At 71.7% G+C, this 25,859-nt stretch carries 25 protein-coding genes; 14 read left to right on the top strand and 11 right to left on the bottom strand.

The window, feature by feature from the left end; genetic code table 11:
* The first annotated feature begins 466 nt into the window (after positions 1–466).
* The gene (locus ACFWUY_RS07120) at positions 467–1,390 is read left to right on the top strand and encodes a serine hydrolase (protein ID WP_384102953.1); all 924 of its coding nucleotides are present in this window, start codon (positions 467–469) and stop codon (positions 1,388–1,390) included.
* A 628-nt stretch (positions 1,391–2,018) separates the two neighbouring features.
* Positions 2,019–2,612, top strand: coding sequence for a hypothetical protein (locus tag ACFWUY_RS07115; RefSeq protein ID WP_384102951.1), 594 nt, complete (start codon positions 2,019–2,021; stop codon positions 2,610–2,612).
* Positions 2,613–3,105: 493 nt separating this feature from the next.
* Here the strand turns inward: ACFWUY_RS07115 and ACFWUY_RS07110 are convergent, their stop codons facing one another.
* Positions 3,106–3,462, bottom strand: coding sequence for a hypothetical protein (locus ACFWUY_RS07110; RefSeq protein ID WP_384102949.1), 357 nt, complete (start codon positions 3,460–3,462; stop codon positions 3,106–3,108).
* An 842-nt stretch (positions 3,463–4,304) separates the two neighbouring features.
* On the opposite strand from ACFWUY_RS07110, the gene ACFWUY_RS07105 reads away from it, so the two are divergent.
* Both ACFWUY_RS07105 and ACFWUY_RS07100 read left to right on the top strand, forming a co-directional pair.
* Entirely contained in the window at positions 4,305–5,993 is a 1,689-nt protein-coding gene (locus tag ACFWUY_RS07105) for an endonuclease/exonuclease/phosphatase family protein (protein ID WP_384102947.1), read from the top strand.
* Between the two features lie 196 nt (positions 5,994–6,189).
* Entirely contained in the window at positions 6,190–6,468 is a 279-nt protein-coding gene (locus ACFWUY_RS07100; protein WP_384102946.1) for a hypothetical protein, read from the top strand.
* Positions 6,469–6,497: 29 nt separating this feature from the next.
* On the opposite strand, the gene ACFWUY_RS07095 is transcribed toward ACFWUY_RS07100, so the two are convergent.
* Both ACFWUY_RS07095 and ACFWUY_RS07090 read right to left on the bottom strand, forming a co-directional pair.
* Positions 6,498–6,650, bottom strand: a complete 153-nt coding sequence (locus ACFWUY_RS07095; RefSeq protein WP_384102944.1) for a hypothetical protein — start codon at positions 6,648–6,650, stop codon at positions 6,498–6,500.
* A gap of 306 nt (positions 6,651–6,956) precedes the next feature.
* Entirely contained in the window at positions 6,957–7,355 is a 399-nt protein-coding gene (locus ACFWUY_RS07090; RefSeq protein ID WP_384102942.1) for a winged helix-turn-helix transcriptional regulator, read from the bottom strand.
* A 140-nt stretch (positions 7,356–7,495) separates the two neighbouring features.
* Here ACFWUY_RS07090 and ACFWUY_RS07085 point away from each other — a divergent pair, with 140 nt between their 5' ends.
* Positions 7,496–8,341 carry an NAD(P)H-binding protein gene (locus ACFWUY_RS07085; protein ID WP_384102940.1) on the top strand — a complete coding sequence of 282 codons (846 nt, stop codon included), beginning with the start codon at positions 7,496–7,498 and terminating at the stop codon, positions 8,339–8,341.
* Here ACFWUY_RS07085 and ACFWUY_RS07080 read toward each other — a convergent pair.
* The 3 genes from ACFWUY_RS07080 to ACFWUY_RS07070 all read right to left on the bottom strand — a co-directional run bounded on the left by ACFWUY_RS07080 (position 8,315) and on the right by ACFWUY_RS07070 (position 11,018).
* A complete protein-coding gene (locus ACFWUY_RS07080) occupies positions 8,315–8,869 on the bottom strand; it encodes an ATP/GTP-binding protein (RefSeq protein WP_384102938.1) in 555 nt (184 codons plus the stop codon). The two genes, ACFWUY_RS07085 and ACFWUY_RS07080, sit on opposite strands and share 27 nt — an antisense overlap.
* A gap of 77 nt (positions 8,870–8,946) precedes the next feature.
* Positions 8,947–9,504: a hypothetical protein gene (locus ACFWUY_RS07075; protein WP_384102936.1), complete on the bottom strand. Its 558-nt coding sequence runs from the start codon at positions 9,502–9,504 to the stop codon at positions 8,947–8,949.
* 746 nt (positions 9,505–10,250) lie between these two features.
* A complete protein-coding gene (locus ACFWUY_RS07070; RefSeq protein ID WP_384102934.1) occupies positions 10,251–11,018 on the bottom strand; it encodes a relaxase domain-containing protein in 768 nt (255 codons plus the stop codon).
* Positions 11,019–11,815: 797 nt separating this feature from the next.
* Between ACFWUY_RS07070 and ACFWUY_RS07065 the strand changes: the two genes are divergently transcribed.
* The 4 genes from ACFWUY_RS07065 (at position 11,816) to ACFWUY_RS07050 (ending at position 15,927) form a co-directional block, all read left to right on the top strand.
* Positions 11,816–12,154 (top strand): MerR family transcriptional regulator, encoded by a 339-nt coding sequence (locus tag ACFWUY_RS07065; protein ID WP_384102932.1) that lies wholly within the window; start codon positions 11,816–11,818, stop codon positions 12,152–12,154.
* A 231-nt stretch (positions 12,155–12,385) separates the two neighbouring features.
* Positions 12,386–12,589: a cold-shock protein gene (locus tag ACFWUY_RS07060; RefSeq protein WP_055603386.1), complete on the top strand. Its 204-nt coding sequence runs from the start codon at positions 12,386–12,388 to the stop codon at positions 12,587–12,589.
* A 297-nt stretch (positions 12,590–12,886) separates the two neighbouring features.
* On the top strand, positions 12,887–14,989 hold the full coding sequence (locus ACFWUY_RS07055; protein ID WP_384102930.1) for a SpoIIE family protein phosphatase: 2,103 nt from the start codon (positions 12,887–12,889) through the stop codon (positions 14,987–14,989).
* Between the two features lie 257 nt (positions 14,990–15,246).
* Positions 15,247–15,927, top strand: a complete 681-nt coding sequence (locus ACFWUY_RS07050) for a class I SAM-dependent methyltransferase (RefSeq protein WP_384102928.1) — start codon at positions 15,247–15,249, stop codon at positions 15,925–15,927.
* 109 nt (positions 15,928–16,036) lie between these two features.
* Here ACFWUY_RS07050 and ACFWUY_RS07045 read toward each other — a convergent pair whose 3' ends face one another.
* Positions 16,037–16,273 carry a hypothetical protein gene (locus tag ACFWUY_RS07045; RefSeq protein ID WP_384102926.1) on the bottom strand — a complete coding sequence of 79 codons (237 nt, stop codon included), beginning with the start codon at positions 16,271–16,273 and terminating at the stop codon, positions 16,037–16,039.
* A gap of 144 nt (positions 16,274–16,417) precedes the next feature.
* Between ACFWUY_RS07045 and ACFWUY_RS07040 the strand changes: the two genes are divergently transcribed.
* Both ACFWUY_RS07040 and ACFWUY_RS07035 read left to right on the top strand, forming a co-directional pair.
* Positions 16,418–16,543, top strand: coding sequence for a hypothetical protein (locus ACFWUY_RS07040; protein WP_384102924.1), 126 nt, complete (start codon positions 16,418–16,420; stop codon positions 16,541–16,543).
* Between the two features lie 127 nt (positions 16,544–16,670).
* On the top strand, positions 16,671–17,576 hold the full coding sequence (locus tag ACFWUY_RS07035; protein WP_384102922.1) for a DUF2382 domain-containing protein: 906 nt from the start codon (positions 16,671–16,673) through the stop codon (positions 17,574–17,576).
* Between the two features lie 191 nt (positions 17,577–17,767).
* On the opposite strand, the gene ACFWUY_RS07030 is transcribed toward ACFWUY_RS07035, so the two are convergent.
* Positions 17,768–18,352 carry a helix-turn-helix domain-containing protein gene (locus ACFWUY_RS07030; RefSeq protein ID WP_384102920.1) on the bottom strand — a complete coding sequence of 195 codons (585 nt, stop codon included), beginning with the start codon at positions 18,350–18,352 and terminating at the stop codon, positions 17,768–17,770.
* A gap of 94 nt (positions 18,353–18,446) precedes the next feature.
* On the opposite strand from ACFWUY_RS07030, the gene ACFWUY_RS07025 reads away from it, so the two are divergent.
* Together ACFWUY_RS07025 and ACFWUY_RS07020 are read left to right on the top strand one after the other, a co-directional pair.
* A complete protein-coding gene (locus ACFWUY_RS07025) occupies positions 18,447–19,835 on the top strand; it encodes an MFS transporter (protein WP_384102918.1) in 1,389 nt (462 codons plus the stop codon).
* A gap of 107 nt (positions 19,836–19,942) precedes the next feature.
* Complete coding sequence (locus ACFWUY_RS07020; protein WP_384102916.1) at positions 19,943–21,214, top strand: preprotein translocase subunit SecY; 1,272 nt, start codon at positions 19,943–19,945, stop codon at positions 21,212–21,214.
* Positions 21,215–21,254: 40 nt separating this feature from the next.
* Here the strand turns inward: ACFWUY_RS07020 and ACFWUY_RS07015 are convergent, their stop codons facing one another.
* On the bottom strand, positions 21,255–21,626 hold the full coding sequence (locus ACFWUY_RS07015; RefSeq protein ID WP_384102914.1) for an ArsR/SmtB family transcription factor: 372 nt from the start codon (positions 21,624–21,626) through the stop codon (positions 21,255–21,257).
* Between the two features lie 96 nt (positions 21,627–21,722).
* Between ACFWUY_RS07015 and ACFWUY_RS07010 the strand changes: the two genes are divergently transcribed.
* The gene (locus tag ACFWUY_RS07010; protein WP_384102912.1) at positions 21,723–23,759 is read left to right on the top strand and encodes a heavy metal translocating P-type ATPase; all 2,037 of its coding nucleotides are present in this window, start codon (positions 21,723–21,725) and stop codon (positions 23,757–23,759) included.
* A 69-nt stretch (positions 23,760–23,828) separates the two neighbouring features.
* On the opposite strand, the gene ACFWUY_RS07005 is transcribed toward ACFWUY_RS07010, so the two are convergent.
* Together ACFWUY_RS07005 and ACFWUY_RS07000 are read right to left on the bottom strand one after the other, a co-directional pair.
* Positions 23,829–24,782 carry a LysR family transcriptional regulator gene (locus tag ACFWUY_RS07005; RefSeq protein WP_384102910.1) on the bottom strand — a complete coding sequence of 318 codons (954 nt, stop codon included), beginning with the start codon at positions 24,780–24,782 and terminating at the stop codon, positions 23,829–23,831.
* A 177-nt stretch (positions 24,783–24,959) separates the two neighbouring features.
* Complete coding sequence (locus tag ACFWUY_RS07000) at positions 24,960–25,658, bottom strand: type 1 glutamine amidotransferase domain-containing protein (protein ID WP_384102908.1); 699 nt, start codon at positions 25,656–25,658, stop codon at positions 24,960–24,962.
* Positions 25,659–25,859 lie beyond the last annotated feature (201 nt).

The raw sequence follows: 25,859 nt of genomic DNA, 5'->3' as shown, positions 1-25,859 counted from the left end.
TGACCACCGCGCAGGGCGTCTGGGCCGCCCGGCGCACGACCCTGACCCCGGAGGACCGGGCCGAAGTGGACGAACTCACAGCCGAGTCCGCGCAGGTGCTGCAGCACCTGCGGAGCGAGCGGTAACGAAGGCCGACCGCACCCGCTGCGTCCTGTCCGAGAGAGAACGAGCGGATCTTCCGCTCGTGGACCGTGCCGCAGCTCCGATCTCGCCGCTGAACGTGCTGTTCTCGGGGTGGTGATGCTGTCGAAGAACTCCCTCGCGGGCGTCGCGATGACGCTGGTGCCGGAGCGACCCGGCCGCTGGTCCCAGGACCAGCGGCCGGGTTCTTCGCGGCGGCATCGTGTCCACGGGGGACGCCCGATCCCCGGGTTTCGCTGAATTCGTGCAACCATCCGCGCGCTCAGGAGTCATGTAAGACGAGTGCGCTATAGGCGTGTTCGTTTCGTTTCCAGGGGGGACCTACATGACTCACCACATATTCCTGCGTGCCCGCGTGCTTCCGGCCGTGGCCGCGGCCGGGATGCTCGTGCCCGTCGTCGCGGGCGCCGCGCCTGCTTCCGCCGCTACCGCGCCGCAGGTCAGCTGCACGTCGGGCAAGGCCGGGCTCGCCGCCAAGCTTCAAAGGGACATCACCACCGCTCTCGCCACGCGCACCGGTACCGTCGCCGTCGGCCTGCGCGACCGCACCACGAACACGACCTGCACCCTGCGTGCCACGGTCTCGTACGACTCGGCCAGCATCGTGAAGGTGACCGTCCTCGCCACGCTCCTCTGGGACGCCAAGAAGACCAATCGGTATCTGACCTCACGCGAGTCCAACCTCGCGACCGCCATGATCACCAAGTCCGACAACGCGGCCACCACCTCTCTGTGGAACCAGCTCGGTGTCACCAAGGTGAAGGGTTTCCTGTCGGCTGCGGGCATGACGCGTACGGTGCCGGGGTCCGGCGGCTACTGGGGCCTCACCCGGATCAACGTCACCGACGAGCAGCGGCTGCTCTCGCTGATCACGGCCAGGAACTCCGTCCTGAGTGACAACTCCCGCGCCTACGTCCTCAAGCTCATGGGGAACGTCATCACCTCGCAGAGATGGGGGACCACGGCCGGAGCGCCCTCCTCCGTGTCCAAGCACGTCAAGAACGGCTGGCTGCAGCGCGCCACGCGCGGCTGGCGCGTGCACAGCGTCGGCACGTTCAAGGGCGGCGGCCACGACTACACCATCTCCGTGCTCACCGATGGCAACAGCACGATGAACTACGGGGTGAACACGATCCAGGCCGTGGCCAAGGTGATCCACCGAGATCTGATCCCGACCGCGTCCGCAGCGTCCCTTTACACGCCGACCACCAGCCCCAAGGAGGCGTACATCGCGGTGCCCCAGGGCTGACACCCTGATCGCGCGCAAGGGGGCAAACGGGAAATCGACTCGTACGATGATTGCCGTGACCCTCCGCCGAAGTCTTGGGACCGGCTCCGAAGGACTCGCCCATGTCAGGAGCGCTCAGGCCGTCCTTCTCCGCGGCCTGCCAGGTGTCCGCCTGCCCGACCTCGAGGAGCTGCGGGCCCGGGGCGTCCTGGGTACGCACCCAGCGGGGCAGCCGCCCGCCCGTCGGATCCTCGGAGAAGGAGGCCGTCCGGACGGCGACGCGGCCGGGCCCGTCGGCTGGGGCAAGCCCCGACGGGCCCACGCCGAAGGGGCGCCGCCCCTTCGGCAAGTCAACGGGGCGGCGGGCGTTCGACCCTCCTGCTGTTCGGCTGTCACCTCCTGGCGTCAGCCGGCGCACTGATCGAGGCAGCGCTTCGGGAGCGGCTGGTCCGGCGGGTCGAGCAGGACCGCGTGGTCGCCCGGGTGGTCGCGGATGGTGCACTGCCCGGTCACCTGCTACCCGCGGGACCAGGTGCTGTCCGGCCGATCATGTCGGCCCGTCCGCCGGACGAAGGGCCTGACGGGCGTAGGTGATCATGGTCGCGGACCGGGCCGGACCGGTCCGGGAAGGCACAGGGGCAGGGGAGCCATGGTCGCGTTCCACTCATCCGCACGGGACGGAGTCGCCGGCAATCCGGCGTTGCCGACACCGCTGCTGTTCCGCCTGCTCGCCTTCGACGACGGCGGTCACGGTCCGCCCCGCCACGCCCTCCAGCGGGCCGGACACCCCGAGCCGGCCGTCGCGGTGATCCTGGCCCACCCGACCCCGGGCGCCCGGATCCACTTCGCGACGAGCGCCGGGGCCGAGCCCGCACAGCGGGCCCGGCTCGCGGACGACCCCTCCCTCAAGGTACGGGCCGCTCTCACGTACGGACCCGACGTGTACGACCCGCGTACGAAGGTCGCGCCGCTGCCGGACGCCGTGTGCGCCCGTCTGCTCGACGACCCCGCTCCTTCCGTACGGGCGGCCCTGCTGGACTCGCCCCATCTGACGCCGTCGTCCGTGACCTTGCCGGCCACGCACCACGATCCGGCGGCGCGGAGGCTCGCGGTGCGCGCGGGAGATGCTGCCGCCGGGCGAGCGGTCGGCGCTGCGTGCCGATTGCGACCCGGAGGTGCGGCGGGCCGCCGCACTGGGGGAGTGCCGACGGGACGCACACCTCACTGCCGAACTCCTCCATGATCCGCGGTCCGCCCCCGAGGCGCTGCGCCGCGGTCTCCTGCACCGCGCCGTCGCCGAGCGGTGCGCCGCCGAGCGGACGCACCTGGCCGCCAGTCAGGGCTGGTCAGGCTCCTGGCGGACGGGCCCGTCGTCGAGATCCTTGCTGATGCCGGCTATCAGGGGTTCGGTGCCCAGACCGGCGGTCGAGTCGTGACACCGCCCCCCCCGCAAGTTCAAGAAGGACGCCCCCGACTGGTATGAGAAGACCGCGAACGCCGGCGCAAACCTCACTCCTCCTGCCGCATCCGGGTCGAGCACGGCATCGCACACCTGAAGAACTGGCGAGCGCTCGCCCGCCACCACGGCCGCCGCGAGCACATGACCGACACCATCCAAGCCATCACCGGTCTGCTGTCACACCAGCAGACCATCACCCTCGCGGCCGATGAGCGAAGGTGCATGCCGGGCGGAACCGTACCCCTCGACGCACCACCGTCGACCATGCACGAGCTCGTTAGCCGGGCAGCCGCTCCTGCAGGGCCGTGAGCAGGGGCGCGGGGTCTGGGGCGTCGCCGGTGTGGACGGCCTGCAGGACGGAGGTGGGCCGGTCGATGCGGGCCACCACGACGGCGTCGGTGACACCAGAGCGGGAGCGCAGCGCCTGTGTGACCTCGCTCAGCCCGACCCGGTAGCCGTTGATCTTGATCTGACTGTCGAGGCGGCCCAGGTGGACCAGGTCGTCGCCGTGGTTTTCCACCTGGCCTCCGGTGCGGTACCAGGCGGTCTGCGCCGGCTCCCCGCTCCCGTGCGGGGCGAGGTGCTCGTTCACCACCAGGGTCTCGGCGCCGGGGTGGGCGGTGCCAATCGGCACAGTGTCGTTGGGGGAGCACGGTCAGCCGGCAGGGCCGGCCAGGAGGCGGTGGCCGGTGCAGGTGGCGGTCAGTTCGGCAGGACCGTAGAGGTTCTCCAGCCAGGCGCCGGGCGGCAGCGCCCACCCGTATTCCGACCCTCAGCCGGCGCCCCGCCCACTGCGGAGCCGTCCCCCGCAGGGGACGTGCGTCCACTGCGCTGTCACGACCGCCCTGGCCGGTGTGGTGGGTGCCGTCGCGGGCGTCCTCGCCCTGTCCGCCGCAGACCATCCTTTCGACCACGGACCGCGTCCCGCCCGCCCTTTCGCCGATGGTGCTCGGTTGTGTGGTGCTGGTGGCCGGGTGGGCCCGGAGTGTGACGTTCGGCCCCGGTCCAGCCGGGACTACAGGGGCCGAAGGAGCGTGAGTATGAGGGCAGTGAGCACGCCTCCGGGAAGTCAGGTCCGGCGCCAGGCTGTCTACCCGAAAGCGGACTGGGCGACCCGGCGGGATCCGGCCCGGAAAGGGCAACGGTCGGCGTTCCTCGGGCGAGCTCCTGACGAGGATGCGCGGGTGAACGCGCCAACCGCGCCGTCGGCTCCGAGCTCCTACCAGGCTGCGTCGCCGGCCTCGAAGCACAACCCATCTCTACAGCCGACGACGAGTTTGACGGTCCGTTCGTGAACACGTGTGCGATACCTTGTGGATCTTTCGATCGAACTTCCATGGGGTATCTATGCGAATACTTAGGTGGTTGCGGACCCCGGTGGCCTCCCTGGCCGTCGTGCTGACCGCGCTGATGCTGACGGCGCCTCAGGCGCAGGCGGACGTGGTGGGTCCCGCGACGGCACCTCAGGTGCGAGTGGTGACCTACAACCTCTGCGGCAGTGGGGCGACTTATGGCTGTGACGTCTCCGCGAAAGCCAACGACGTGCGCTACCAGAAAATCCTGGACGAGGTATCGGCTACGGGATGGGGCGCCGACTACGTCGCCCTGGTCGAGGTGTGCAAGTACCAGTTCGACCAGCTCGAGGATCGCCTCGGCTCCGCGTTCGCCGGTAACTACGCACATACGGCGACGACCGGGTCGGGGTACTGCGTAGACCCGACGAACGTCGGCAATAAGGTCAACGGGGACTACGGCATGGCCGTCTTCGTGCGCGGTACGAAAATTCTCGAGGACGACCTCGTACTGGACACCGCTGGAGACATCAACGCCCAGCTGGGTTCCTTCAAGACGAACGAGGACATCGTCGCTCCGTGCCTGAAGACGCTCACCAGCAGCGGAACCACATGGGCCTGCTCCGTTCACCTCTTCTGGGGAACGCCCGGAAGCGACGGCAAGTTCGTGATGGATGAGGAGGCCGCGCTCCTCGCCCAGCGGGCCACACTGTGGGAAGACGAGGGAACGCCGGTCATTCTCGCCGGTGACTTCAACACCTCGCCCTGGACGACCGTCCTCTCCCACCTGTACGAGCCCGCCACCGGGGAGAAGGCGATCGGCAGGTTCATCGAAGCCGACGAGACCGACGCCGACTACTTCACCAACTACCTGTACGGCGCCCCCACCTGCCTCGCAGGCACTCTGCGCTGCCGCCGAGGGGAGATCACGTACCTCGCCAAGGGCAGGCCCGTGACCGACCAGCGAAAGATCGACTACGTCTTCTTCAGCTCGAAGTACTTCCGCAATGCCGTCGGCGATGCCCTCCCGGAGGTCCCGGGCCCGAACACCGGCAAGTTCATCTCTGACCACGTGCCCGTCCGGGGAGCGGCCGAGTGGATCTGCGGCCCCTCGGACATGACCGACAGCTCCGTGCTCCGGCGGGGCGCGAAGGGCGTCCTGTACCGCCACGCCCTCACCTCAGGCCAGAACCCTGGCACCACGGACGTCACGCTCGGCAAGGAATGCAGGGTCGGCGTCGGCTGGAACGGGATCCAGCTCGTCGCACGCCAGGGCACGGACCTCATGGGCGTCGACGCCAACGGCGTGCTCTGGCGCTACAAGCGCACCGCTGACGGCACCTACGACGGCGCCGTCGGCAATCGCGAGCAGGTCGGCGAGGGGTTCACCGGCCTGAACCTCCTTCTCGCCCCGGGCAACTTCGACGGCGATCCGAACTCCACACCGGATCTCCTCGGACGTGACACCCATGGAGCCCTCTGGCTCTACAGGGGTACCGGAACCGGCTACGCCTCCCGCGAGCAAATCGGAACGAACTGGGATGTCTACCCGACCCTTGTGGCGCCTGGCGACTTCACCGGCGACAACAAGCCCGACCTCCTCGGTATCGACACCGCAGGAAATCTCTACCTCTACAACGGCACGGGAAGGCCGGGCTACTACGAGCCGGCCGTGGACATCGGCGACCGGTGGAACCTTTACAACGCACTGGTCACCCCTGGCGACGTCAACGGCGACGGCAGGGCTGACCTGATCGGGCGCGACACGGCAGGCGCCACCTGGTTCTACTCCGGAACCGGCACCAGCCCCTACTACACCCCGCGCAAGCAGATCACCACCGGCACTCTGCCGGCCGGCCACCTCATTCTGTAACCGCATCGCGCTGTGCGCCCCCGGGTTGGGCGCGGAGAGGTCGGTCCCCGCCCGTGACGAGACGTAACGGCTCCGACGATGTCATAGGACATGAGTGAGAGCCGGATTCCGGCAGAGGATGCCGACCGCCAGGGGACCGGGGCGAAGCTGCCTGGTGCAGCCCGCCCCCTCGTCAGAGGGAGTGAGCGTGGGAGATATGACCGCCAAGACGCGAGTGGCGGATCTTGTCATCGCGTACGCAGCACTGGTCGACGCGTCCAATGCGTGCGATGCCCTGGACGAGGTGGTGGTGGCCGCCGACAGTTGGGCTTCAGCCACGGACCTCCTGCGAGCCTGCGGCTATCGCAAAGTCCCCAGGCGGGCCATGAGCAACAAGATCCCGGAACAGGCAGTCGCAGCAGCACTCACCAGTCCCGGAACGGTGTTCCGCAAGCGCTTTATGGCGGACACACCGTGGACACCCGCCGCCGGATGAAGGAAAGACCCCCGCACTTGTTGACAGGGTTACGGCCAGTCACGGGCGGGAGTGACGCCGGGATCGGCCGGACCGGAGCCGAGGCAGCGCCGCCGGGCGAGCCGAGCCTCCGCCCGCCCGTCGGGCGCGGGGACGGGCTCGGCCGTCCAGTCATCGGCGACGGCCCGCTCGGCGGCCGTCATCGCCCGCGGATCGCGGGCGGCCGGCTCGGGCCGATCGGTACGGCCGGGCCCCAGGGGGGGCGGCGTCGTACGGCACTCACTGCCCAGCCCCCCGCACCAGGGCGGCCGGCCGGACCGGCTGTAGGGGTCTCTCACTGAGAGACACATCAGTCCGCGAGGCGCTGCACAGCCCTCCCGGCCCGTACGGGCGGCGCCCCACTGCTGGGGCTCCGTGAAAATCGCCAGTCCGACTCTTCGCTCCACTTGCTTGCGGGATCAATCAGGTAGCGGAAGTTCGGACAAGGATCGAGTTCTCTCGCTGACGCGCTACCGGGGTGGATCGGTGTCGTAGTCGTGCCGGGCCTGCTCGACCTTGTCCAGGTTGCCGGCAGCCCATTCGGCGAGGTGCGCGAAGAGCGGGGCCAGGCTGCGGCCCAGCTCGCTGATCTCGTACTCGACCCGAGGAGGGACCTCCGGGTGGTACGTACGCACGACCATGCCGTCGCGTTCCAGCTGCCGCAGTCGCTGGGTCAGCACCTTCGGTGTGATCGTGCCGATCCGTCGTTGCAGCTCCACGAACCGCTGCCGACCATGCATGTGGAGAGTCCACAGGATCGGCGTGGTCCACCGGCTGAACACGATGTCCACGACCGCACTGGTCGGACAGGCGAGTTCCGGGTCGGTCGTGGTCGCTGCCACCCAGTCGGTGTCGTCGGCCATGCGCATCCTTCGGGATAGTCACTTTCCCATAGGTACCTACTATATCGACGGTGTTAGCGTCCCCGTGTCGCCCGGAGAGCAGCTTTCCGCGGCGGTCCTGCCCGCTCGGGCGGCGACAACCATCTGAATTGACAGGGGAGTTGTTCATGTTCGTAGTGACGGGTGCGACCGGTAACGTCGGCCGATCGCTCGTGCGGATCCTCGCGGCAGCCGGTGCGCAGGTGACCGCGACGTCCCGGGGGATCTCGGACGCGGACGTGCCGGAGAACGTCCGGTACGCGCAGGCGGACCTGGTCGATCCTCAGAGCCTGCGGCCCGTTTTCGACGGAGCCGACGCGCTGTTCCTGCAAAGCGGTGGCACCAGCGCGCACCTGCTGAGGCCACAGGACATCCTCGACGTCGCCAAGGCCGGCGGCGTCGAGCGGGTCGTCCTGTTGTCCTCCCAAGGAGTCGTGACCCGACCGCATTCGGCCTCCCACGGGGACCTGGGACGGTCCATCGAGGACGCCGTCCAGCAGTCAGGCATGGACTGGACGATTCTGCGGCCCGGTGGCTTCAACTCCAACGCGTACGCCTGGGCCGAGTCGGTCCGCGCCCGAAGGGCCGCCGCCTCGCCGTTCGCCGACATCGGCCTGCCGACCATCGACCCGGACGACATCGCCGAGGTCGCCGCCGCAGCCCTGCGGGAGGACGGCCACGCCGGGCAGACATACGAGCTGACCGGGCCTGCCCTCAACACGCCCCGCCAGCGGGCCGAGGCGATTGCCGACGCACTCGGCGAACCCGTCCGGTTCATCGAGCAGACCCGTGACGAGGCCCACGCACAGATGCTGCAGTTCATGCCCGAACCCGTGGTCGAGACCACACTGTCCATCCTCGGTGAGCCCACCCCCGCCGAGCAGCGCATCAGCCCCGACGTCGAGCGGCTCCTCGGCCGCGCGCCCCGCACCTTCGCCGACTGGGCCCTACGCCACGTCGCCGCCTTCCGATAGGCCCTGCGTCTTTGGCCGAGGCATTCCTGGACGACCCGTCACGACGCACCGTCGACCGCACCCAGACGGTCCCCTCACCTGGGAGCGGGTCTCGGTCAGGGTTCCGGCGTCACCGACGGCGGGCGCGGACCACTCCACGGTCCCCGTGGTGGTGGCGCTCCCCTTGCAGCGCTCGTCGGGCTGGTCGTAGGCGGCGCGCTCGTACAGGTGGCCGCACGTCGGGGGAGGGGTCTTGGCCTGGCCGGGGGTGCAGCGGGTGTCGGGGCCGGCGCAGGTGACGATCTTTCCGCCGCCCATGTCCCAGCGGACCGACGACACGGGCGCGGTGGCGGTCACGGTGATGCCGCCGGCGGTCGCGGACGCGGTCACCGGACCGAAGGTGTTCGGGGACGGGGTGACCCACATCCACATCGGCATCCCGACCAGGTACGTTTCGGCCGAACGCAGGGAGGCGGCGGCCGGGCCGTCCAGCCGCATCGAGTCGACCGCCCGGCGGGCCGCGACCTCCGGGTCATGGCCCGAGCCCACTTCTCCCCGCTCGTGTGACGGCTGAGGGCGGCAGCCGGGAAGGCCGTCGCCCTGGCGCACCTTGAACCGTCCGCCTTTCAGCCCTGGGCCGGCGGAGCGATCTGATGGTCGTAGAAGACCTTGACGAGAGCCTTCATCAAGGAGAGCTGACGGTCGCAGTCGTGGACCACGTCTCCGGCCGACTCGAAGACGAGTTCCTGTGTGTTGGCCGGTTGTCCCCCTTTACGAGCGAAGGCGGCGCTCAGGCGGCCGGTGCCCGGATCATCGGGGCAGCTGGTGTGGAACGCGGCCTCCTGGCCGAATTCGGGCAGCGCGCCGAAGCCGGACGCCGTCCCGGGCTTGCCCATGGTGGCGTCCTTCGCCCGGGCGAAGACGTCGAGGCGGATGCCGAGCGGGTGACGCGCCGCGGGCTCGTATCTGCAGTGCCACCCGCCGTCCCGCCATGCCTGATGGCTCGCCAGCTGGAACGCCGGCCTCCCGAGGATCGGTTCCAGCACACCGGCGTCCGGGCATCCCGTCGAACTGTCCACGCTCGTCGGCGCCTGTGCGTTCGGCCGCCCTTCACCGTCGGAGCCGGACTCGGACGCCGGAGAAGCGCAGGCCACCGATCCCGCGAGAACCACCGCGGCGATCAAGGACCGGCGGATGTGAGCGTGGCGCATCGGCAACTCGCTTTCCATGGACTGGCTTGAGCAGGTCAGGAGTCGGTCTGATGCTAGGCGTGCGCGCGGCGCTACACATCGTGGTTGTCCGCATTCCCTCTCCGAAAGAGCGACCCGCGCGATGGAACCTCCCCTCAGTCGGTCTCGGCAGATACAGCCTTCGGACGCCGTGGCGCGCCGCCTTCACCGACGGCGGTACCGGCGCAGGCGCACGGCGCGCCCCACGTTCGGCCGGCCCCCGAGCCCTGCCGCGCGCGGCGGTAGAGCGGTGACGGGACGCCCGTCGCGTACAGGCCACCCGGAGCCGGGAGGCGTCGACGAGCTGCTCCAGGCGCTCCAAGAGTTCCGGAGATAGAGGCGGGACCGGCTGGACCATGAGGACCTCCGTATGTAAGTGACCAGTCCTCTCGCCCTCGCCCCGCTCCGGCGCCTCCATGCCGTGGGTGCCGGTCGCGTCCCGGCCGGTGCCCCGGCGACCTCGCGCGGTATCCCACCGGGAGGAACCGGCATGCTCCCGGCTGCGGCCGTCAGCGCTCGGGCGTCGCTTCCCTGCCGTGGTCGGTTCCGGGGTGCTGGGGCTGCCGCTGGTCGGCAGGAGTGGGAGCTGGGGTGCTTGCGTCGGCTGCCGGTCCGGGCCGTGTCCGCTCGTAGTCGCGGCGGCGAGCGTCGGCGGCCAGGGTGGATTCGGCGAGGCGGGCGATGTTCTCCGGTGTCCGCGGTCACGTCGCCGGGCCGGTCGTCCGGCCCTCCAGGTACTCCTGTGGCATCGCGGCCTGCTGATGGGCCTGGACGGCGTCGGCTTGCTGTCCGGGGTGAAGGCGGTGTCCCGGCAGGGACGGTCGACCACGTGCGACGGCACCTGGTCGTGCTCGCCTTGATCGTGCCGCTCGGTGAGCGTGGCGGTGCCGGGCGCGGCCGGAGCTCCGTCCGGCACCGCGGGCGTGGCGGTGCCGGGCGGCGCGAATCGCGTTCTGCAGGGCGAAGCCGGCACCCTGGGCCCGCTCGTAGCGGGACGACTCCCGAGGCGGTTTGCCGTCGGCGCCGGCGATCCACCGACTCCTCGGCGATGCAGGTATCCAGTCCGGTGCGAAGGCGCGGCCGCAGGGTTTCCAGCAGGTGCCGGCGGGCCTCGGCCACGATGTGGTGGCGGTTGAAGACCCTGCGGACGGTGTCAGGGTGTAGAGGGTGTCGGCGGCAACGACGTTGCGCAGGAGGCGGCGGGTGTCCAGGGCGTACCAGGCACCGTCCGGGCGCTGGGCCCGGTTCAGGACCAGGCAGTGGCCGTGCAGGAGCGGGAAGCCGTCGCGGTTCTCGGAGTGCCGGAACGTTGCGACGATCAGGCCCGGCAGCTTGGCGCGCTCGCGACCGGAGGACCAGCGGACCTCCGCGACTTCCTCCTCCAGCCACCGCAGCGCAGTCTCGATCGCCCGCTCGTGCGCCTTCTCGATGACCCGCTGCACCGCCTCGTCTCCCCGCGCCCACAGCACGATCAGGAGGCTTCGCCGGGAAGGCGAAGTCGAAGGCGAGCAGCGGGGTTGCCTTCCGCTGCTCGGTCTCGTCGAGCAGCTGCCCCCGGACCGTGGCCAACTACGTCTCCCCGGTTCGTGATCGTTCGCGCCTGTCCTCGTCTGCCCGATGCATGTACCCCAACATAAACTGCCCAACTCGACCGTAAGGTCGATTACCTCTCTGCGGGACACGCGAAAATCTATGGCGGCCGGAGTAGACATCGGACTGCGGCGCGACTAGGTTTCTTCTCGTAGCCCAGAGAGACAACAGGGCCTGGCAGAGACGAACTGCCGGCAAGCGGTACCAGTAGTGCAAAGCAGTACACGCAGTTGCAGGACGGTACGGCGGTGGAGTTCCGAAGCCAGGTGGTTGCAGGACGGCGACGGGACTGACGGCCGGACCGGGTGGCCCGCAGTGATCAGGGGCCGCCGAGCGGGACCGTCGTCATGGCGGAAGCGGTGCCCGTAAGCGCAGTGCGGCAGTACGCAGTACCCCGAGGTAGAAAGTTGATCACTGAGGGAAACGGAGGAGCGAGGCGCCATCAGGATCGCCCGGACGGAAGTCCTGAGTCCGGGTACCGCAGGACATCGATAGTGAGGTGGTCTCCGGTCGAGCAACCGCGATCCCCGCGCCCCCGGCAGCAGTCAGGTCGGGTCCGCGGACACAGAAGGCCGGCACAGTACCAAGGCCGGCAGATGGTGTAGCAGAAGTTCCTTCGGGGCCCTGGTGCCGTACGGCACCAGGGCCCCTCCACGCGTTCCGCGGAGAGGTGCAAATGACAGCAGACGACTCGTACGGCCGTCTCGACGACGACGACTACCCCGCCTACACGATGGGCCGGGCCGCCGAGATGATCGGCACCACCCAGGGCTTCCTCCGCGCCATCGGCGAAGCCCGTCTGATCACCCCGCTCCGCTCCGAGGGCGGCCACCGCCGCTACTCCCGCTACCAGCTGCGCATCGCCGCCCGCGCCCGGGAACTCGTCGACCAGGGAACGCCCATCGAGGCGGCCTGCCGCATCATCGTGCTGGAAGACCAGCTCGAGGAAGCCCAGCGCATCAACGCCGAATACCGCCGCGCCGCCGGGGCGGTCGGCCCGCCGGCCGAGGGCTGAGACGGTGCGCGCCCGTCGGCCATCGGCGGGCCCCGCGCACGGACACGGGCGTTTCCTCTGGTGACAGGGTGTGCGGACGTGTACCGTCCCCGTTAGCTGTCGTGGTTCGGAAGTTCCCTTGCCCATGCCTTCGGCGTGGGTTTTTTGCTGTGCTGTGCCGCAGGAACCAGGGCGATCACCTCCGTCTTCCGCATGGTGCGGGAGGCGTTCATCGACCGGAAGGCATGAGACATGGCTACAGGAACTGTGAAGTGGTTCAACGCGGAGAAGGGCTTCGGCTTCATCGCCCAGGACGGCGGCGGCCCGGACGTCTTCGCCCACTACTCGGCGATCAACTCCACGGGCTTCCGTGAGCTCCAGGAGGGCCAGACCGTGACGTTCGACGTCACGCAGGGCCAGAAGGGCCCCCAGGCGGAGAACATCAACCTCGCCTGACCCGCCCCACCGGCGGACCGGGGGCACCGGACTCAGGGCGCGCAGCTGCTTCGCGCGCCGTGACCGAGTGCCCCCGGCACCGCTCATGGCGGCCCGACGCGCGGCTGTTCCGTCCGAACCGGCCGGCGTCGTGGCTCCGTGTCGTGTCTCCCCGCCGTGCCTCTGCCGACGGGGACGCGACACCGGAGCCTTCGCCCTCCCGGATGCCCCCGACCCGGTCGAGGGCGCAGCATGGAGGCAAGTGTCCCCCGGCGGCGTTCCCCGCACCGCCGGGGCCGGGGGCGGAGGGAGCATGCGATGGCCCAGGACGCACCGCCCGAAGCCGGCGGCGCCGAGACCGCCGGGGCCGACGTCGATGCCGGTGCGGGTCGGCAGAGCGCGGGAAGCGTACTGGACTTCCTGAACGTCGCGGCGGTCGTGGTGGACATGGACGGGCGCATCGTCTTCTGGAGTCCGCAGGCCACCGACACCTTCGGATACACCGCCGCGGAGGCGCTGGGGCAGTACGCGGCGCGCCTGCTGCTGAGCACGGAGAACCGTGCGCGGGCGGCGGAGCTGTTCGCCGGCGTGATGGCCACCGGGCAGAGCTGGGCCGGGGTCTTTCCCGTCCGCCACCGGGACGGCGCGACGCGGCTTGTGGAGTTCCGCAACGTGCGTCTGCTGGACGACCTGGGCGACGTGTACGCGCTGGGCATGGCGGTCGACCAGGCGACGCTGCACGACGTGGAGAGCCGGCTGGCGCTCTCCGATCAGCTGGTGTCCCAGGCGCCGGTGGGGTTCGCGCTGATGGACACAGATCTGCGCTACCGGCTGGTCAACCCCGCGCTGGAACGGATCAACGGGGTACCGGCCGCCGAGCACATCGGCCGCCGCCCCCGTGACATCCACCCCTACGAAGGGGTGGAAACGGTCGAGAGGGCCCTGCGCCACGTGCTGACGACGGGCACGCCGCTCGTCGACCAGTACATCGTGAGCCGTACCCGCGCCGACCCTGACCACGACCACGCGTGGTCGATCTCGTACTACCGGATCCACGGCCCCGCGGGCCAGGTGATCGGGGTGGCGTCCTCGGTCGTCGACGTCACCGAGCGCCACCTGGCCGCCGCCGAGGCCGAGCGGGCCCGGCGACGACTCACGTTGATCGCGGACGCCTCCGCCCGGATCGGCACGACGCTCGGGGTCGAACAGACCGCCCGGGAGCTCGCCGAGGTCGCGGTCCCGGATCTCGCGGACGTGACCGCCGTCGACATCCTCAACGACGTGCTGTCCTACCGCACCTCCACACGGCACCCGAACGGCCCGGTGCTGTTCCGGGCACTCGCCGTCGCCTCCGCCTTTCCCACCGACATCACCGCCGCGGCCGACCCGGTCGGCGAGGTCGCCGCCTACGGCCCGGACCGGCTGATCACCCAGTGCGTACGCACCGGGCAGCCCGTCCTCGTCGCCCACTGCGACGAACAGGACCTGCGGCGCATCGCCCGCGACGCGCGGTCCGCCGACACCCTCGCCCGCGCGGGCGCCCACTCCTACCTCGCGGTCCCGCTGATCGCCCGGGACGAGATCCTCGGAGCCTTCGACCTCCTGCGCATCCGCAACCCCCATCCCTTCGACGAGGACGACGTCCTCCTCGCCCGCGAACTCGCCGCACGGGCCGCCGTCGCCATCGACAACGCCCGCTGGCACCAGAACGTGCGCACCGCCGCCGAAACCCTCCAGCGCAGCCTTCTGCCGCCCGCCCCGCCACAACGACCGGGCCTGAGGATCGCCTCCCTCTACCAGCCGGCCCAGGCGGCCAACGAGGTCGGCGGCGACTGGTACGACGTGATCCCCCTGGCCGGTGAGAAGACCGCCCTCGTCATCGGTGACGTGATGGGCAACGGCATCGACGCGGCGGCCACCATGGGCCAGTTGTGCACCGCCGCCCGCGCCTACGCCGCCCTCGACCTGCCCCCCGAGGAGATCCTCCACCACCTCGACCGGCTCACCCACGGCCTGGAGCACTCCATCGCCACCTGCCTCTACGCCACCTTCGACCCGGCCACCGGACAGTGCCGCATCGCCAACGCCGGGCACCTCCCCCCGGTCCTCACCCGCCCCGGAGACCCGCCCGAACTGCTCGACCTGCCCACCGGAGCCCCGCTCGGCGTCGGCGGCGTCGACTTCGACACCACGACCGTCCCCCTGTGCCCCGGTGACCAGCTCCTTCTCTACACCGACGGCCTCGTCGAGACCCGCGACGACCCCATCGACGAACGTCTCGCCCTCCTCCTGGGAACCCTCGGCCCCGCGGGCCCGCACCTCGACACCACCTGCGCCCGACTGGTCGACGCCATGCGCAGGCCCGACGACCCGGACGACGTCGCTCTGCTCCTGGTCGAGGCCCGAAATCCGAAGCCCTGACGAGGCCGGCGAGCCACGGGGTGAACACGGCGTCCGGAACGGCGACGACGGCGTTCCGACCGGTCGGCTCGGAAGGCGGCCGCAGGAACGCCTCCTCCGTGTACGGGGAGCCGAGCGCGGCGATGTGACGGTCCAGGACCTGCCCGCCCCCCGCCCCGCGACGCCGGGTCGCGCCTCGGCCCCGGCGTCGTCGCGCCGTTTTGCCGGATCGGCAACAGCAGTGGCGGGAGCGGGGCGCGGTGGGTGACGGTGGAACCGTGACCGAGAACATCGCAGCGGGATCGCCCGCGTACGACAGCCCCTCGCCTGCCGGCGGATACCTCGGAGATCCCGCCGTGCGGGCGGAGTGGGACGACCGGTATGCCGAGCGGCGGCAACTGTGGAGCGGCCGGCCCAACGGCGCGCTCGTGGCCGAGACCGCCGGGCTCACCCCAGGACGGGTGCTCGACGTGGGCTGCGGCGAGGGCGCGGACGCCGTCTGGCTCGCGCGCGGCGGCTGGGACGTGACCGCGCTCGAAGTCTCGGGCGTGGCGCTGGAACGGGCGGCCGGGCACGCGCGGGACGCCGGTGTCGACGTCCGCTGGGTGCACGCCACGCTGACGGACGCGGCGCTCCCGCCGGCCTCCTTCGACCTGGTCTCCGCCCAGTATCCGGCGCTGCTGCGCACCCCCGACGCCGCGGCCGAGCGTGCGCTGCTCTCGGCCGTCGCGGTCGGCGGTGTGCTGCTGCTCGTCCACCACGCGGGGATGGACACCCGGCAGACGCACGAAAGCGGCTTCGATCCGGCGGACTACGTCTGGCCCTCGATGGTCACGGCACTCCTCGACGAGGACTGGGTGGTGGAGGTGGACGAGCAGCGGCCGCGCGTGGCGCCCGAAGGCGGCGCCGGCGCGCACCACACCGACGACCTGATCCTGCGCGCGCGCCGACTCCGCTGAGCCCTCGTCGGCTTTCCGCCTCCGTGGGGCGCGCTTCCTGGCCGGCCGGTGCCGACGCGCCGGCCGGCACCGTGCCTCACCGGGCCCGGGTCGACGACGAGGGCGTGGCTCAGTCCCGCCAGAGCGACCACACCGTCGAACGGACCATGCCGTCCCCGGCGGTCCGCGGGTCCTGCACGGTGTCGTCGCGGTAGCCCAGCAACTCCGTGGCCGCCTGCGCCGTGGCCCGGGGATCCAACGGCGTTCTGCCGACGACCAGTTCCGGATACGCGCCCTGGGCGAGGACCTGGTCGCCGTGACCGAACCGGTTGCCCGTCCCGATGAGGTGGGGCAGGACCACGGGCACCTCGTGACCCCCTCGCACCGGTACGAAGTCGAGCCATCGCGGACCCCGTCCCCGGACGTCCCGGTCACCGGAGGCCCAACGGGACACTCCTGGCGGCGGCTTCGCGAGCTCAGGGCCCAACCGCGGCGCCGGCCGGTCCGGGCCGTGATCGTCGCGCCGGCCCTCCTGGCCCTGGCCCGCGACCTCGGCCGCCGGCTTCTCCGGAGTCACAGCCGCAGCCGCGGCGTCCACACCGCCGTGACGACCGGCGCCGGCCACGTCGTCCGGTGACATCCGGCTGCGGGAGTTGAGCGCTCAACCGGTCAAGAATCAAATCAATCACCGGGTGGTCCACGTGTTTTCCTCGCTCGGGTGCGGTAAGTCGCGCGGTTACCGAGACAGAACCAGGAGGGCCATCATGATTGCCCAGGAACAGATTCCCGCGGTGGTGGACCACCCGGTCTACGACCCCCAGGGGAAGAAGATCGGTGACGCCAAGCACATCTACGTCGACGACGTCACCGGCCGTCCCGAGTGGGTCACCGTCAAGACCGGCCTGTTCGGTACCAGCGAGTCGTTCGTGCCGATCAAGGACGCGTCCATGGTCGACGACCACCTGGAGGTCCCGTACCCGAAGGATCGGGTCAAGGACGCCCCCCACGTCGACGTGGACGGCGGAGGTCACCTGTCCAACCACGAGGAGCGGCGGCTGTACGAGCACTACGGCATCGCCTGGGACGAGGCCTGGCAGCAGGCGAACCGGCCCGGCGAGGGCGGCTGGGCGCACGGCACGGCGGACACCGCCCGGCGTGGCGACGGCGGCCTGGGCGACACCAGGAGCGCTGCCGGCGGCCTGGGCATGAGTGGCACGAGCGCTGCCGGCGACGGCACGTCGCGTACGGGTGACGACGCCATGACCCGCTCCGAGGAGCAGATGCACGTCGGCACCGAACAGGTGGAGACCGGCCGGATCAGGCTGCGCAAGTACGTCGTCACCGAGGACGTCCAGCAGACCATCCCGGTCAGGCACGAGGAAGTCCGCGTGGAGCGCGAGCCCATCACCGAGGCGAACCGGGGCCAGGCCTTGTCAGGACCCGAGATCTCCGAGGCCGAACACGAAGTGACGCTCTATGAAGAGCGCCCCGTGGTCGAGACACGGGCCGTCCCCGTCGAGCGGGTGAGTCTGCGCACGGACGAGGTCACGGAGGAGGAGACGGTCACCGGTCAGGTCCGCAAGGAGCGGATCGACATCGAGACCGACGAGGCCGACGTGACCGACGAACTCTCCGAGCGCCGCGGCCGCACCGACGAGGGCCGCATCTGACCGTTCCGCCGACGCTCCCGGCCGACCCCGACCGACAGAGCGAGCGGGTGAACGGCCTCCCGACCGGGCGACGCGGCTCTGGACAGCCGTGTCGCCCGTCGGCGGGGCCGGTCGGCGGACCATGCCGACGGCGTCCTGGGACGGGCGGAGTTCCGCCCGTCACCACGGCGCCGTCGCCGTCACGCCCGGTGTCACGCCCCGGTGTCACACCCTGGTCCGGTCCGCACCACGGCGTGGTCCCCGTGCGGGCCGAACAGGTGCAGGATCTCCACCGCTTCGCGGCCCGCGGGGCCGAACCAGTGCGGCTCGCCGGTGTCGAACTCGGCCACCTCGCCCGGCCGTAGGGTCACCTCCCGCTCCCCGAGGATGAGCCGGAGTTCCCCGGCGAGTACGTACAGCCACTCGTAACCGGCGTGGGTCACCAGCCTCGGTTCGCGGTGCGCGAGGACCTGCTTGAAGACCTGCACCCGGCCCGGGTACTGCGTCAACGGAACGAGGACGCTTCCGCGTTCCCGGCTCCGCGGGGTCAGGTGGACCCGTGGGTCGCCGGTGGCCGGGGCCGCCACCAGCTGGTCGAGGGCGACGCGGTGGACCCTGGCGAGCGGGATGAGGAGGTCGAGCGTCGGACGCCGCAGGCCCGACTCCAGGCGCGACAGCGTGCTGACGGAGATTCCGGTGCCCTCCGCGAGGGTTTCGAGGGTGAGGCCGCGGTCGCGCCGCAGGGCGCGCAGCCGTGGCCCGATGCTGTCGATGAGTTCCGCGAGTTCGGCGTCCATGCGGCTATTTTGCGGTCTTCGCAAAGTTCCTGGTCCCGGGTCCTTCCCCCGCCCGAGTCTGGGCGCGTCGAATCTCGTCGAAGGGGGAACTCCTTTGCTCACGGCATCCCTGCCCGCTCCACCCGTCCCGCTGAGCGCCCGCCGCCGCTGGGCGGTGCTCGCGGTCTGCGCGCTCAGCATGTTCCTGGTCGGTGTGGACACCACCATCGTCAACGTGGGGCTGCCCGGGATCGGGCGTGGCCTCGACGTGGGCACCCACGGCCTCGAATGGGTCGTCGACGCCTACACGGTGGTCATGGCCAGCCTGCTCATCGTCTCCGGGGCACTCGCCGACCGCTTCGGGCGCCGCCGGGTCTTCCGGTGCGGACTGCTCGTCTTCGGCCTCGCCTCCCTCGCGTGCGCCCTCGCCCCGTCCTTCGGCGTGCTCGTCGCCGCCCGGGCCGTCCAGGGCGTCGGGGCCTCGATGCTGAGTCCGGTGGCCCTGGCGATCGTGGTGAACGCGATGCCCGACCCCCGGGAGCGCGCCCGCGCGATCGGGGTGTGGGCATCGGTCTTCGGGCTCAGCATGGCGGCGGGCCCGGTGACCGGTGGGGCGCTCATCGCCGCGTTCGGCTGGCGCTCGGTGTTCTGGATCAACGCGCCGGTCGTCGTCGCCGCCCTCGTCCTGGTGGCCGTGGTCGTACCGGAGTCCCGTGGGGAGCGCGCCCGTCGCCTCGACCTGCCCGGGCAGGTGCTCCTCACTCTGGTCCTCTGCCTCTCCGTCGGCATCCTCATCGAAGGGCCCCGCGTCGGCTGGACGTCACCCGCGGCCCTCACCGGTTACGTGCTGACCGTGGCGGCCGCGGCCGGTTTCGTCCGGGTCGAACGGCGCCGCCGTGAACCCCTGATGGACCTCGGTCTCTTCCGCCGGCCGCCGTTCGCCACGGCGGTGCTCGGCGCGGCGGCCGTGTTCGTCGCACTGAACGTGACGCTGCTGCTCACCACTCTCCACCTCCAGCACGCCCGTGGCTGGACGCCGCTCGCGAGCGGTGCCGTGACCCTGCCCATGGCGCTCGGGGCCACTCTCTGCGCGCCCTGGTCCGGTGCTCTCGTGGGCCGTCTCGGACCACGGCGTCCGCTGATCCTCGCGGGCGGGTCCACCGCGGCCGGCGGTCTCTGCCTGGTGGGCCTGGACCAGGGCACGAGCGTGCCGCTGATCCTCCTCGCCTTCCTGCTGATAGGCGTCGGCTTCGGCTTCGCCAACGCGCCCCTGACCAACACGGCGGTCAGCGGTCTGCCGTCGTCCCGGGCCGGAGTGGCGGGGGCGGTCACCTCCACGGCACGTCAGGTCGGTGCGGCGGTCGGCGTCGCCGTCGCCGGAGGCCTGGCCGCGGGAGCCGACCCCGCGGGCCTCGCCGCCGCGACCCGGCCGGGATGGCTGCTCGTGTCGGCCTGCGGACTCTTCCTCCTCGTCGTGGCGCGCGCCGCGGTGCCCCGCCCGTAAGGGAGTTGACTACGTGTCAAACAAGAGGGAGCGTTCGGAGGGCGTGAAGGCCGGCCCGGTCACGGCAAGGACGGACGGGGCGGTCAGGACGGACGGGGGAGTCGGTCATGCTCGTACGAGTGCTGCGCGTACCCGTGCTGCGGAAGAGGCTGCTGTGGACACTGCTCGCCGTCGTCCTCTTCCGGCTGGGACAGGGCCTACCCCTGCCGGGCGTACGCGTCGGGGCGCCGGCGAAGGGCGACGGGGGCGACGGGGGAGGGCAGCGGCTCCACGGCCTCGTCGAGGTGCTCACCGGCGGCGGGCTCGGCCACCTCTCGGTGTTCGCCTTCGGGATCGCGCCGGTCCTCGCCGCCCGTCTGGTCATGGAGGTCGCGGGTCCGCTCGTTCCGCGCCTCCGGCTCCTGGCGGCGACCGGTGAGGACGGCGCCGCCGTGGTCGCGCGCCGGACCCGGTGGTTGGCCGTCCTCCTGGGCGCCCTGTTCGCCGGGGCGGTGGTGGTGGCGGTGGCCGACGGCGGGTGCGTCCCGCTCACCGGCGTCTGCGCCTCGGAAAACTCGCCCCTGCTCCACGCGCGCGCGGACGGCCCACTGGCCCAGGTCGCGCTGGTGGCCTGCATGACGGCGGGTACGGCGGTCGTCGTCCTCCTGAGCGGTCTGATCACGGCCCGGGGCGTCGGCGAGGGGATCGCCGTGCTCTTCCTCGTCCAGGTCGTCGCGGTCGTCCCCGGTCAGGTGATCACCGCCGCCGGGGAGACCGGAGGCACGCGCGGCGCCTTCGTCCTCCCGCTCGTCGCCGCCGCGTTCGTGGTCATGGCGGTGGTGGTCATCACCGTGTGGCAGGCGGAGCGGCGCGTCCCGGTCCAGCGGGCCCGCCGGATGGTCGGCCGCCTGAACCCGGGTCCCACACCGACGTACGTGCCCGTCCGAGGCGGCCAGGGCGGCTTCGGCGTGATGATCCCGGCCTCCCTGCTGCTTCTCGTGCCGGCGCCGGTGGGGCCGTGGCTGCTGCCCGTGTACGTACTGGTCGTCTTCGCGCACGCGTGGCTCCGGGCGGGCATCGCGCCGGCCGCCGACGACCTCGCGCGCCGATTGGAGCGATCGGGCCTGTTCGTACCCGGTATCCGCATGGGCCGGGCGACCGCCGAGTACATCGGGTACGTCCAGTCGCGGATCGGACTCGCCGCCGCGCTCGCCATGACGGTCGTCGCCCTGGTGCCCGTCGTGGCGCTCACCGTGCTCGACGGGCCCGCCGAGGGGTTCGCGCTCAGTGCGACGACCCTGCTGATCGCCGTGAGCGTCGCCGTGGGCACCGTACTCCCGGCCGCGAAGCAGATGGAGTCCCTGGTCGCACAGCACACGTACGCGCCGTTCCTCCGCTGACGGGCGTTCACCGCGCCCGTACGTGGCCCCGGTCGCCGTTTCAGCGTGTCCCGGGGCCGGTGTCGGTCATGCCGAGCCGAAGGTGCTCCACGTGGTAGAGGGCCTGGTCGAGGAGGCCGGCGACGTGGTCGTCGTGGAGCGCGTAGACGACGGAGCGGCCCTCGCGGGTGCCGGTGACGAGGCCGAGGTTGCGGAGCAGTCGCAGCTGGTGGGAGCAGGCGGACTGCTCCATGCCGACGGCCGCGGCCAGTTCGGTCGCCGGGCAGGGGCCTTCGCGGAGGCGGGCCAGGATCAGGAGCCTCGACGGTGTGGACAGCGCCTGGAGCGTGGTGGCGACCTGCTGCGCGTTCTCCGGGGTCAGGCGGGTGCGCGGTGTCGTGCTGTTGTCCGGTGCGTTCACTCCGTGGCCCATGGGCAGCATCCTACGGAAGTAGACATATGAATGGATGTTCAAGTGTTCCTGTACGGTGAGGGCGTACGACTCCTCCCGTGAAGGACTCCCTCTGTCATGGCCTCCACCCTGACCCAGCCCGTATCCGTTTCCACCGGCCCCTCGGCCGTCCGGCGGCGCACCCGTGTCCTGGCCCTGCCGGAGGCCCGCTGGGCCCTGGCCGCCCTCGTGCTGTTCCTGATCGCCCTCCCCCTGGACCTTCTCGGGGCCCCGGGGTGGGCCTGGGGCCCGCTCTTCGCCGCCACCTATCTCACCGGCGGCTGGGAACCCGCGTGGGAGGGCCTGAAGGCGCTGAAGGACAGGACCCTGGACGTGGATCTGCTCATGGTCGTCGCCGCCCTCGGCGCCGCGGCCATCGGGCAGGTCCTCGACGGAGCCCTGCTGATCGTCATCTTCGCGACCTCCGGCGCCCTGGAGGCGGTGGCGACCGCCCGTACCGAGGACTCGGTGCGCGGACTCCTCGACCTCGCGCCGGCCACCGCCGCCCGGATCCGGGACGACGGCACAGAGGAGAGCGTGCCGACCGGGGACCTCCTGGTCGGGAACGTCATCGTGATCCGCCCCGGTGAGCGGGTCGGGGCCGACGGCCGCGTCCTGGCGGGGGCGAGCGAGGTCGACCAGGCCACCATCACCGGCGAGCCGCTGCCGGTGCTCAAGGAGACCGGTGACGAGGTCTTCGCGGGCACCCTCAACGGCACCGGCGTGCTGCGGGTCGAGGTCGGCCGGGACGCCTCCGACTCGGTGATCGCCCGGATCGTGCGGATGGTCGAGGAAGCCTCCGAGACCAAGGCCCCCACGCAGCTGTTCATCGAGAAGATCGAGCAGCGGTACTCGCTCGGCATGGTCGCCGCGACCCTGGCCGTGTTCCTGGTCCCGCTGGCGTTCGGCGCGGAGCTGACCGCCTCGCTGCTGCGCGCGATGACCTTCATGATCGTCGCCTCGCCGTGCGCCGTGGTCCTGGCCACCATGCCGCCGCTGCTCTCCGCCCTCGCGAACGCCGGCCGGCACGGCGTGCTCGTGAAGTCCGCCGTGGTGATGGAGCGCCTCGGACAGGTCGACGCGGTGGCCCTCGACAAGACGGGCACGCTGACGGAGGGCACCCCGCGCGTCACCGCCGTCCGCGTCCTGTCCCGGTCCGGCCCGGAAGGCTCGTACGAAGAGGGCCTCGACGGGGACATCGACGAGGACCGGCTGCTGGCGCTCGCGGCGGCCGCCGAGCACCCCAGCGAGCACCCGCTGGCCCGCGCGGTCGTCCTCGCCGCCCGCGCCCGCGGCCAACGGCTCGCGCCCGCCGAGGACTTCGGCTCCACCCCCGGCATCGGCGTCACCGCCACCGTGGACGGCAGGACGGTCGAGGCCGGTGCCCCCGCCCGGCTCCTGCACGGAGCCGAGGACCCGCTCTCGGCCCGCGCCGCCGGCACGGCGGCCGAGTTCGAGGCCGGCGGACACACCGCCGTCCTCGTCAAGGTGGACGGGGTGCCGGCCGGCGTCCTGGGCATCGAGGACCGGCTGCGCCCGGACGCCACCGCCACCGTCGCCGCCCTGACCGGCCTCACCGGTACCGCCCCGATGCTGCTCACCGGCGACAACCCGCGCGCCGCCGCCCGCCTCGCCGCCGCCGTCGGCATCACCGACGTCCGCGCCGGCCTCCTGCCGCAGGACAAGGTCGCCGCCGTCCAGGACCAGGAGAAGGCCGGACGCAAGGTCATGGTGATCGGAGACGGCGTCAACGACGCCCCCGCCCTGGCCGCCGCCCACACCGGTGTCGCCATGGGCCGCGCCGGCTCCGACCTCGCCCTGGAGACCGCCGACGCGGTGATCGTCCGGGACGAACTCGCCACCGTCCCCACGGTCGTCGCGCTCTCCCGCCGCGCCCGCGCCCTGGTCGTGCAGAACCTCGCCGTCGCCGGGTTCTTCATCGCCGTCCTGGTGCTCTGGGACCTCCTGGGCACCCTGCCGCTGCCCCTCGGCGTCCTCGGCCACGAGGGCTCCACCGTCCTCGTCGGCCTCAACGGGCTGAGGCTGCTCCGTGAGGCCGCCTGGCGCCGCGCCGCCGCCGAAGCCGCCGACAGGCCGGCCGTGCGCGCGGGGTGAGCCGCCGCGTACCGGGGCCGGGGGCCGTCGGTCCCGTCGTACCCGAGCCGCCCGTGGGGGCCGGGCGGGTCACCAGGTCCGTCCGGCCTCGATCAGCAGGTCGCGGACGCGGATGACGTCGGGGCCGGCGGGGCGGCCGGGGCGTTGGGCCAGATAGGCGGTGTTGATGGGCGGGTCGTCCGGACGGTGAAGGGCGACGAGGGCGCCGGAGGCCAGCTCCGCTTCGCAGAGGTAGCGCGGCAGGACGGTGAAACCGGCGCCGGCGGTCACCGCGGCCAGGACACCGCGCAGGTCGGGCACGGTGACGGCCGCCGGGCAGGACAACCGGGTGCCGAAGACGTGACGCCAGTAGCGACGGGCGATCGGCAGGTCCTCCGCGTACGTGACCAGGGGGATCCCGTGCAGCGCCGCCGGGCCCTCCCCGGCCGGCCGCTCCTTCACGCGGTCCGCCCAGACGGGGGCGGCGACCAGCGCGAACTCCTCGTCCATCAGCGGTACGGCCGTCAGGGCGCGCCCCCGGGGCCGGAAGGTGGCGATGACCAGGTCGTGGCGTCCGGCGCGGAGTTCGTCGAGGAGCGGATCGGTCAGGCCCGGGGTGACGCGGAGCCGCACCCCTTCGGCCACCAGCGGTGCCAGGGCGGGCAGGACGCGGGTGCAGAGCAGCTCGGCGGGCCCCGCCAGGTGGACGGGGGCCGCCCGCTCGTGGGGCGCCGTCCCGTGGCCGACGGCGGCGAGCGCGTCGAGGGGGGCGGCGACGCGGGCCGCGAGGTCATGGGCGACGGCGGTCGGGGCGACGCCGCGGGGCAGACGCTCGAACATCTCCCTGCCGGTCTGCCGCTCCAGGGCACGGATCTGGGTGGTCACCGTGGGCTGCGAAAGCCCCAGGAGCCCGGCGGCCGCGGTGAACGAGCCGGAGCGGTACACCGCGAGGAAGGTACGCAGCAGATTCAGGTCCGTCACGGACGTCCCGCCGGGCCGCGTTCCGCCGGTCGGCCCGGTGCCATCAGGATCCGTATGTCTCACGGGGAAAGCCTACCCGCCGCCTATGGCAGGACGGACGCGGGACGGCTGCGGGACGAGTGAGGGACGGGTCGGAACGGCCGGTACGCGGCGTACGGCCGTACGAGTCGTCCGGCGACCCGTACGGCCGTACGCCGGCGGCCGACGCGGTCCTCGCGGCAGCGGCGGCCGTACGCGCCGTCAGGCGCCCAGGACCTTGAGGACCTCGGCGGCCAGCGGGGCGGAGGAAGCCGGGTTCTGGCCGGTGATGAGATTGCGGTCGACGACCACGTTCGGCACCCACGGCTCGCCCACCCGGACGTCCAGGCCGGCTTCGGTGAGACGGTTCTCCAGGAGCCACTTCGCCTTGTCGGCGAAGCCGGACTGGGTCTCCTCGTCGTTGGTGAAGGCGGCGACCCGGTAGCCGGCGAAGGCGTTCGAGCCGTCGGCGTCCGTGGCGGCGAGGAGCGCGGCCGGGCCGTGGCAGACGACGGCCAGCGGCCTGCCGGAGCGCAGGGCCTCGACCAGCAGCCTGCCGGAGGTGGCGTCGACGGCGAGGTCCTCCATGGGGCCGTGGCCGCCCGGGTAGAAGACGGCCGCGTAGTCGGCCGGATCCACGTCCTCGAGGCGCAGCGGGTGCTGGAGCGCGGTGAGCGAGTCGAGGGTGGCGGCGACCTTGTCGGCACCCTCCTGACCGCCGTTGAACTCCGGGGCGAGGCTGCTCCTGTCGACGGTGGGGACGACACCGCCGGGGGTGGCGACGACGACCTCGTACCCGGCGGCCGTGAACGCCTCGTACGGGGCGGCGGCCTCCTCGGCCCAGAAGCCGGTCGGGTGCTTCGTACCGTCGGCCAGGGTCCAGTGGTCGGTGCCGGTCATCACGAACAGGATCTTGGGCATGGGGTTTCTCCCGGGAGGTACGGGCCGGGGTCCGGCCCGGAGGGTGGTGATCGCTCACCCGGCGCCCCGGTCGGAGACCGTCGGGGTGGCGATGTCCTCGAACGTAGCCGCGTCCCGGAAAGCTTTCCAATGGGGATTCCCATGGCTGCCATGGGAACTCCGATGGCAGCCATGGGAACACGCGTACGCCGCCGTCCCGCG

This window comes from Streptomyces sp. NPDC058664 (assembly GCF_042716635.1).
Taxonomy (GTDB): Bacteria; Actinomycetota; Actinomycetes; order Streptomycetales; family Streptomycetaceae; genus Streptomyces.
The sequence above is the reverse complement of the archived record's forward strand: the minus strand, read 5'-3'. Positions and strand labels throughout refer to the sequence as shown.

Excerpts from the sequence above, each read along its gene's own strand:
- ACFWUY_RS07035 (WP_384102922.1), top strand. The coding sequence starts at position 16,671 with ATGATTGCCCAGGAACAGATTCCCGCGGTGGTGGACCACCCGGTCTAC.
- ACFWUY_RS07030 (WP_384102920.1), bottom strand. The coding sequence starts at position 18,352 with ATGGACGCCGAACTCGCGGAACTCATCGACAGCATCGGGCCACGGCTG.
- ACFWUY_RS07010 (WP_384102912.1), top strand. The coding sequence starts at position 21,723 with ATGGCCTCCACCCTGACCCAGCCCGTATCCGTTTCCACCGGCCCCTCG.
- ACFWUY_RS07085 (WP_384102940.1), top strand. The coding sequence starts at position 7,496 with ATGTTCGTAGTGACGGGTGCGACCGGTAACGTCGGCCGATCGCTCGTG.
- ACFWUY_RS07015 (WP_384102914.1), bottom strand. The coding sequence starts at position 21,626 with ATGGGCCACGGAGTGAACGCACCGGACAACAGCACGACACCGCGCACC.
- ACFWUY_RS07120 (WP_384102953.1), top strand. The coding sequence starts at position 467 with ATGACTCACCACATATTCCTGCGTGCCCGCGTGCTTCCGGCCGTGGCC.
- ACFWUY_RS07000 (WP_384102908.1), bottom strand. The coding sequence starts at position 25,658 with ATGCCCAAGATCCTGTTCGTGATGACCGGCACCGACCACTGGACCCTG.
- ACFWUY_RS07095 (WP_384102944.1), bottom strand. The coding sequence starts at position 6,650 with ATGACGGCCGCCGAGCGGGCCGTCGCCGATGACTGGACGGCCGAGCCC.
- ACFWUY_RS07020 (WP_384102916.1), top strand. The coding sequence starts at position 19,943 with ATGCTCGTACGAGTGCTGCGCGTACCCGTGCTGCGGAAGAGGCTGCTG.
- ACFWUY_RS07065 (WP_384102932.1), top strand. The coding sequence starts at position 11,816 with ATGACAGCAGACGACTCGTACGGCCGTCTCGACGACGACGACTACCCC.
- ACFWUY_RS07060 (WP_055603386.1), top strand. The coding sequence starts at position 12,386 with ATGGCTACAGGAACTGTGAAGTGGTTCAACGCGGAGAAGGGCTTCGGC.
- ACFWUY_RS07055 (WP_384102930.1), top strand. The coding sequence starts at position 12,887 with ATGGCCCAGGACGCACCGCCCGAAGCCGGCGGCGCCGAGACCGCCGGG.
- ACFWUY_RS07090 (WP_384102942.1), bottom strand. The coding sequence starts at position 7,355 with ATGCGCATGGCCGACGACACCGACTGGGTGGCAGCGACCACGACCGAC.
- ACFWUY_RS07115 (WP_384102951.1), top strand. The coding sequence starts at position 2,019 with ATGGTCGCGTTCCACTCATCCGCACGGGACGGAGTCGCCGGCAATCCG.
- ACFWUY_RS07100 (WP_384102946.1), top strand. The coding sequence starts at position 6,190 with ATGACCGCCAAGACGCGAGTGGCGGATCTTGTCATCGCGTACGCAGCA.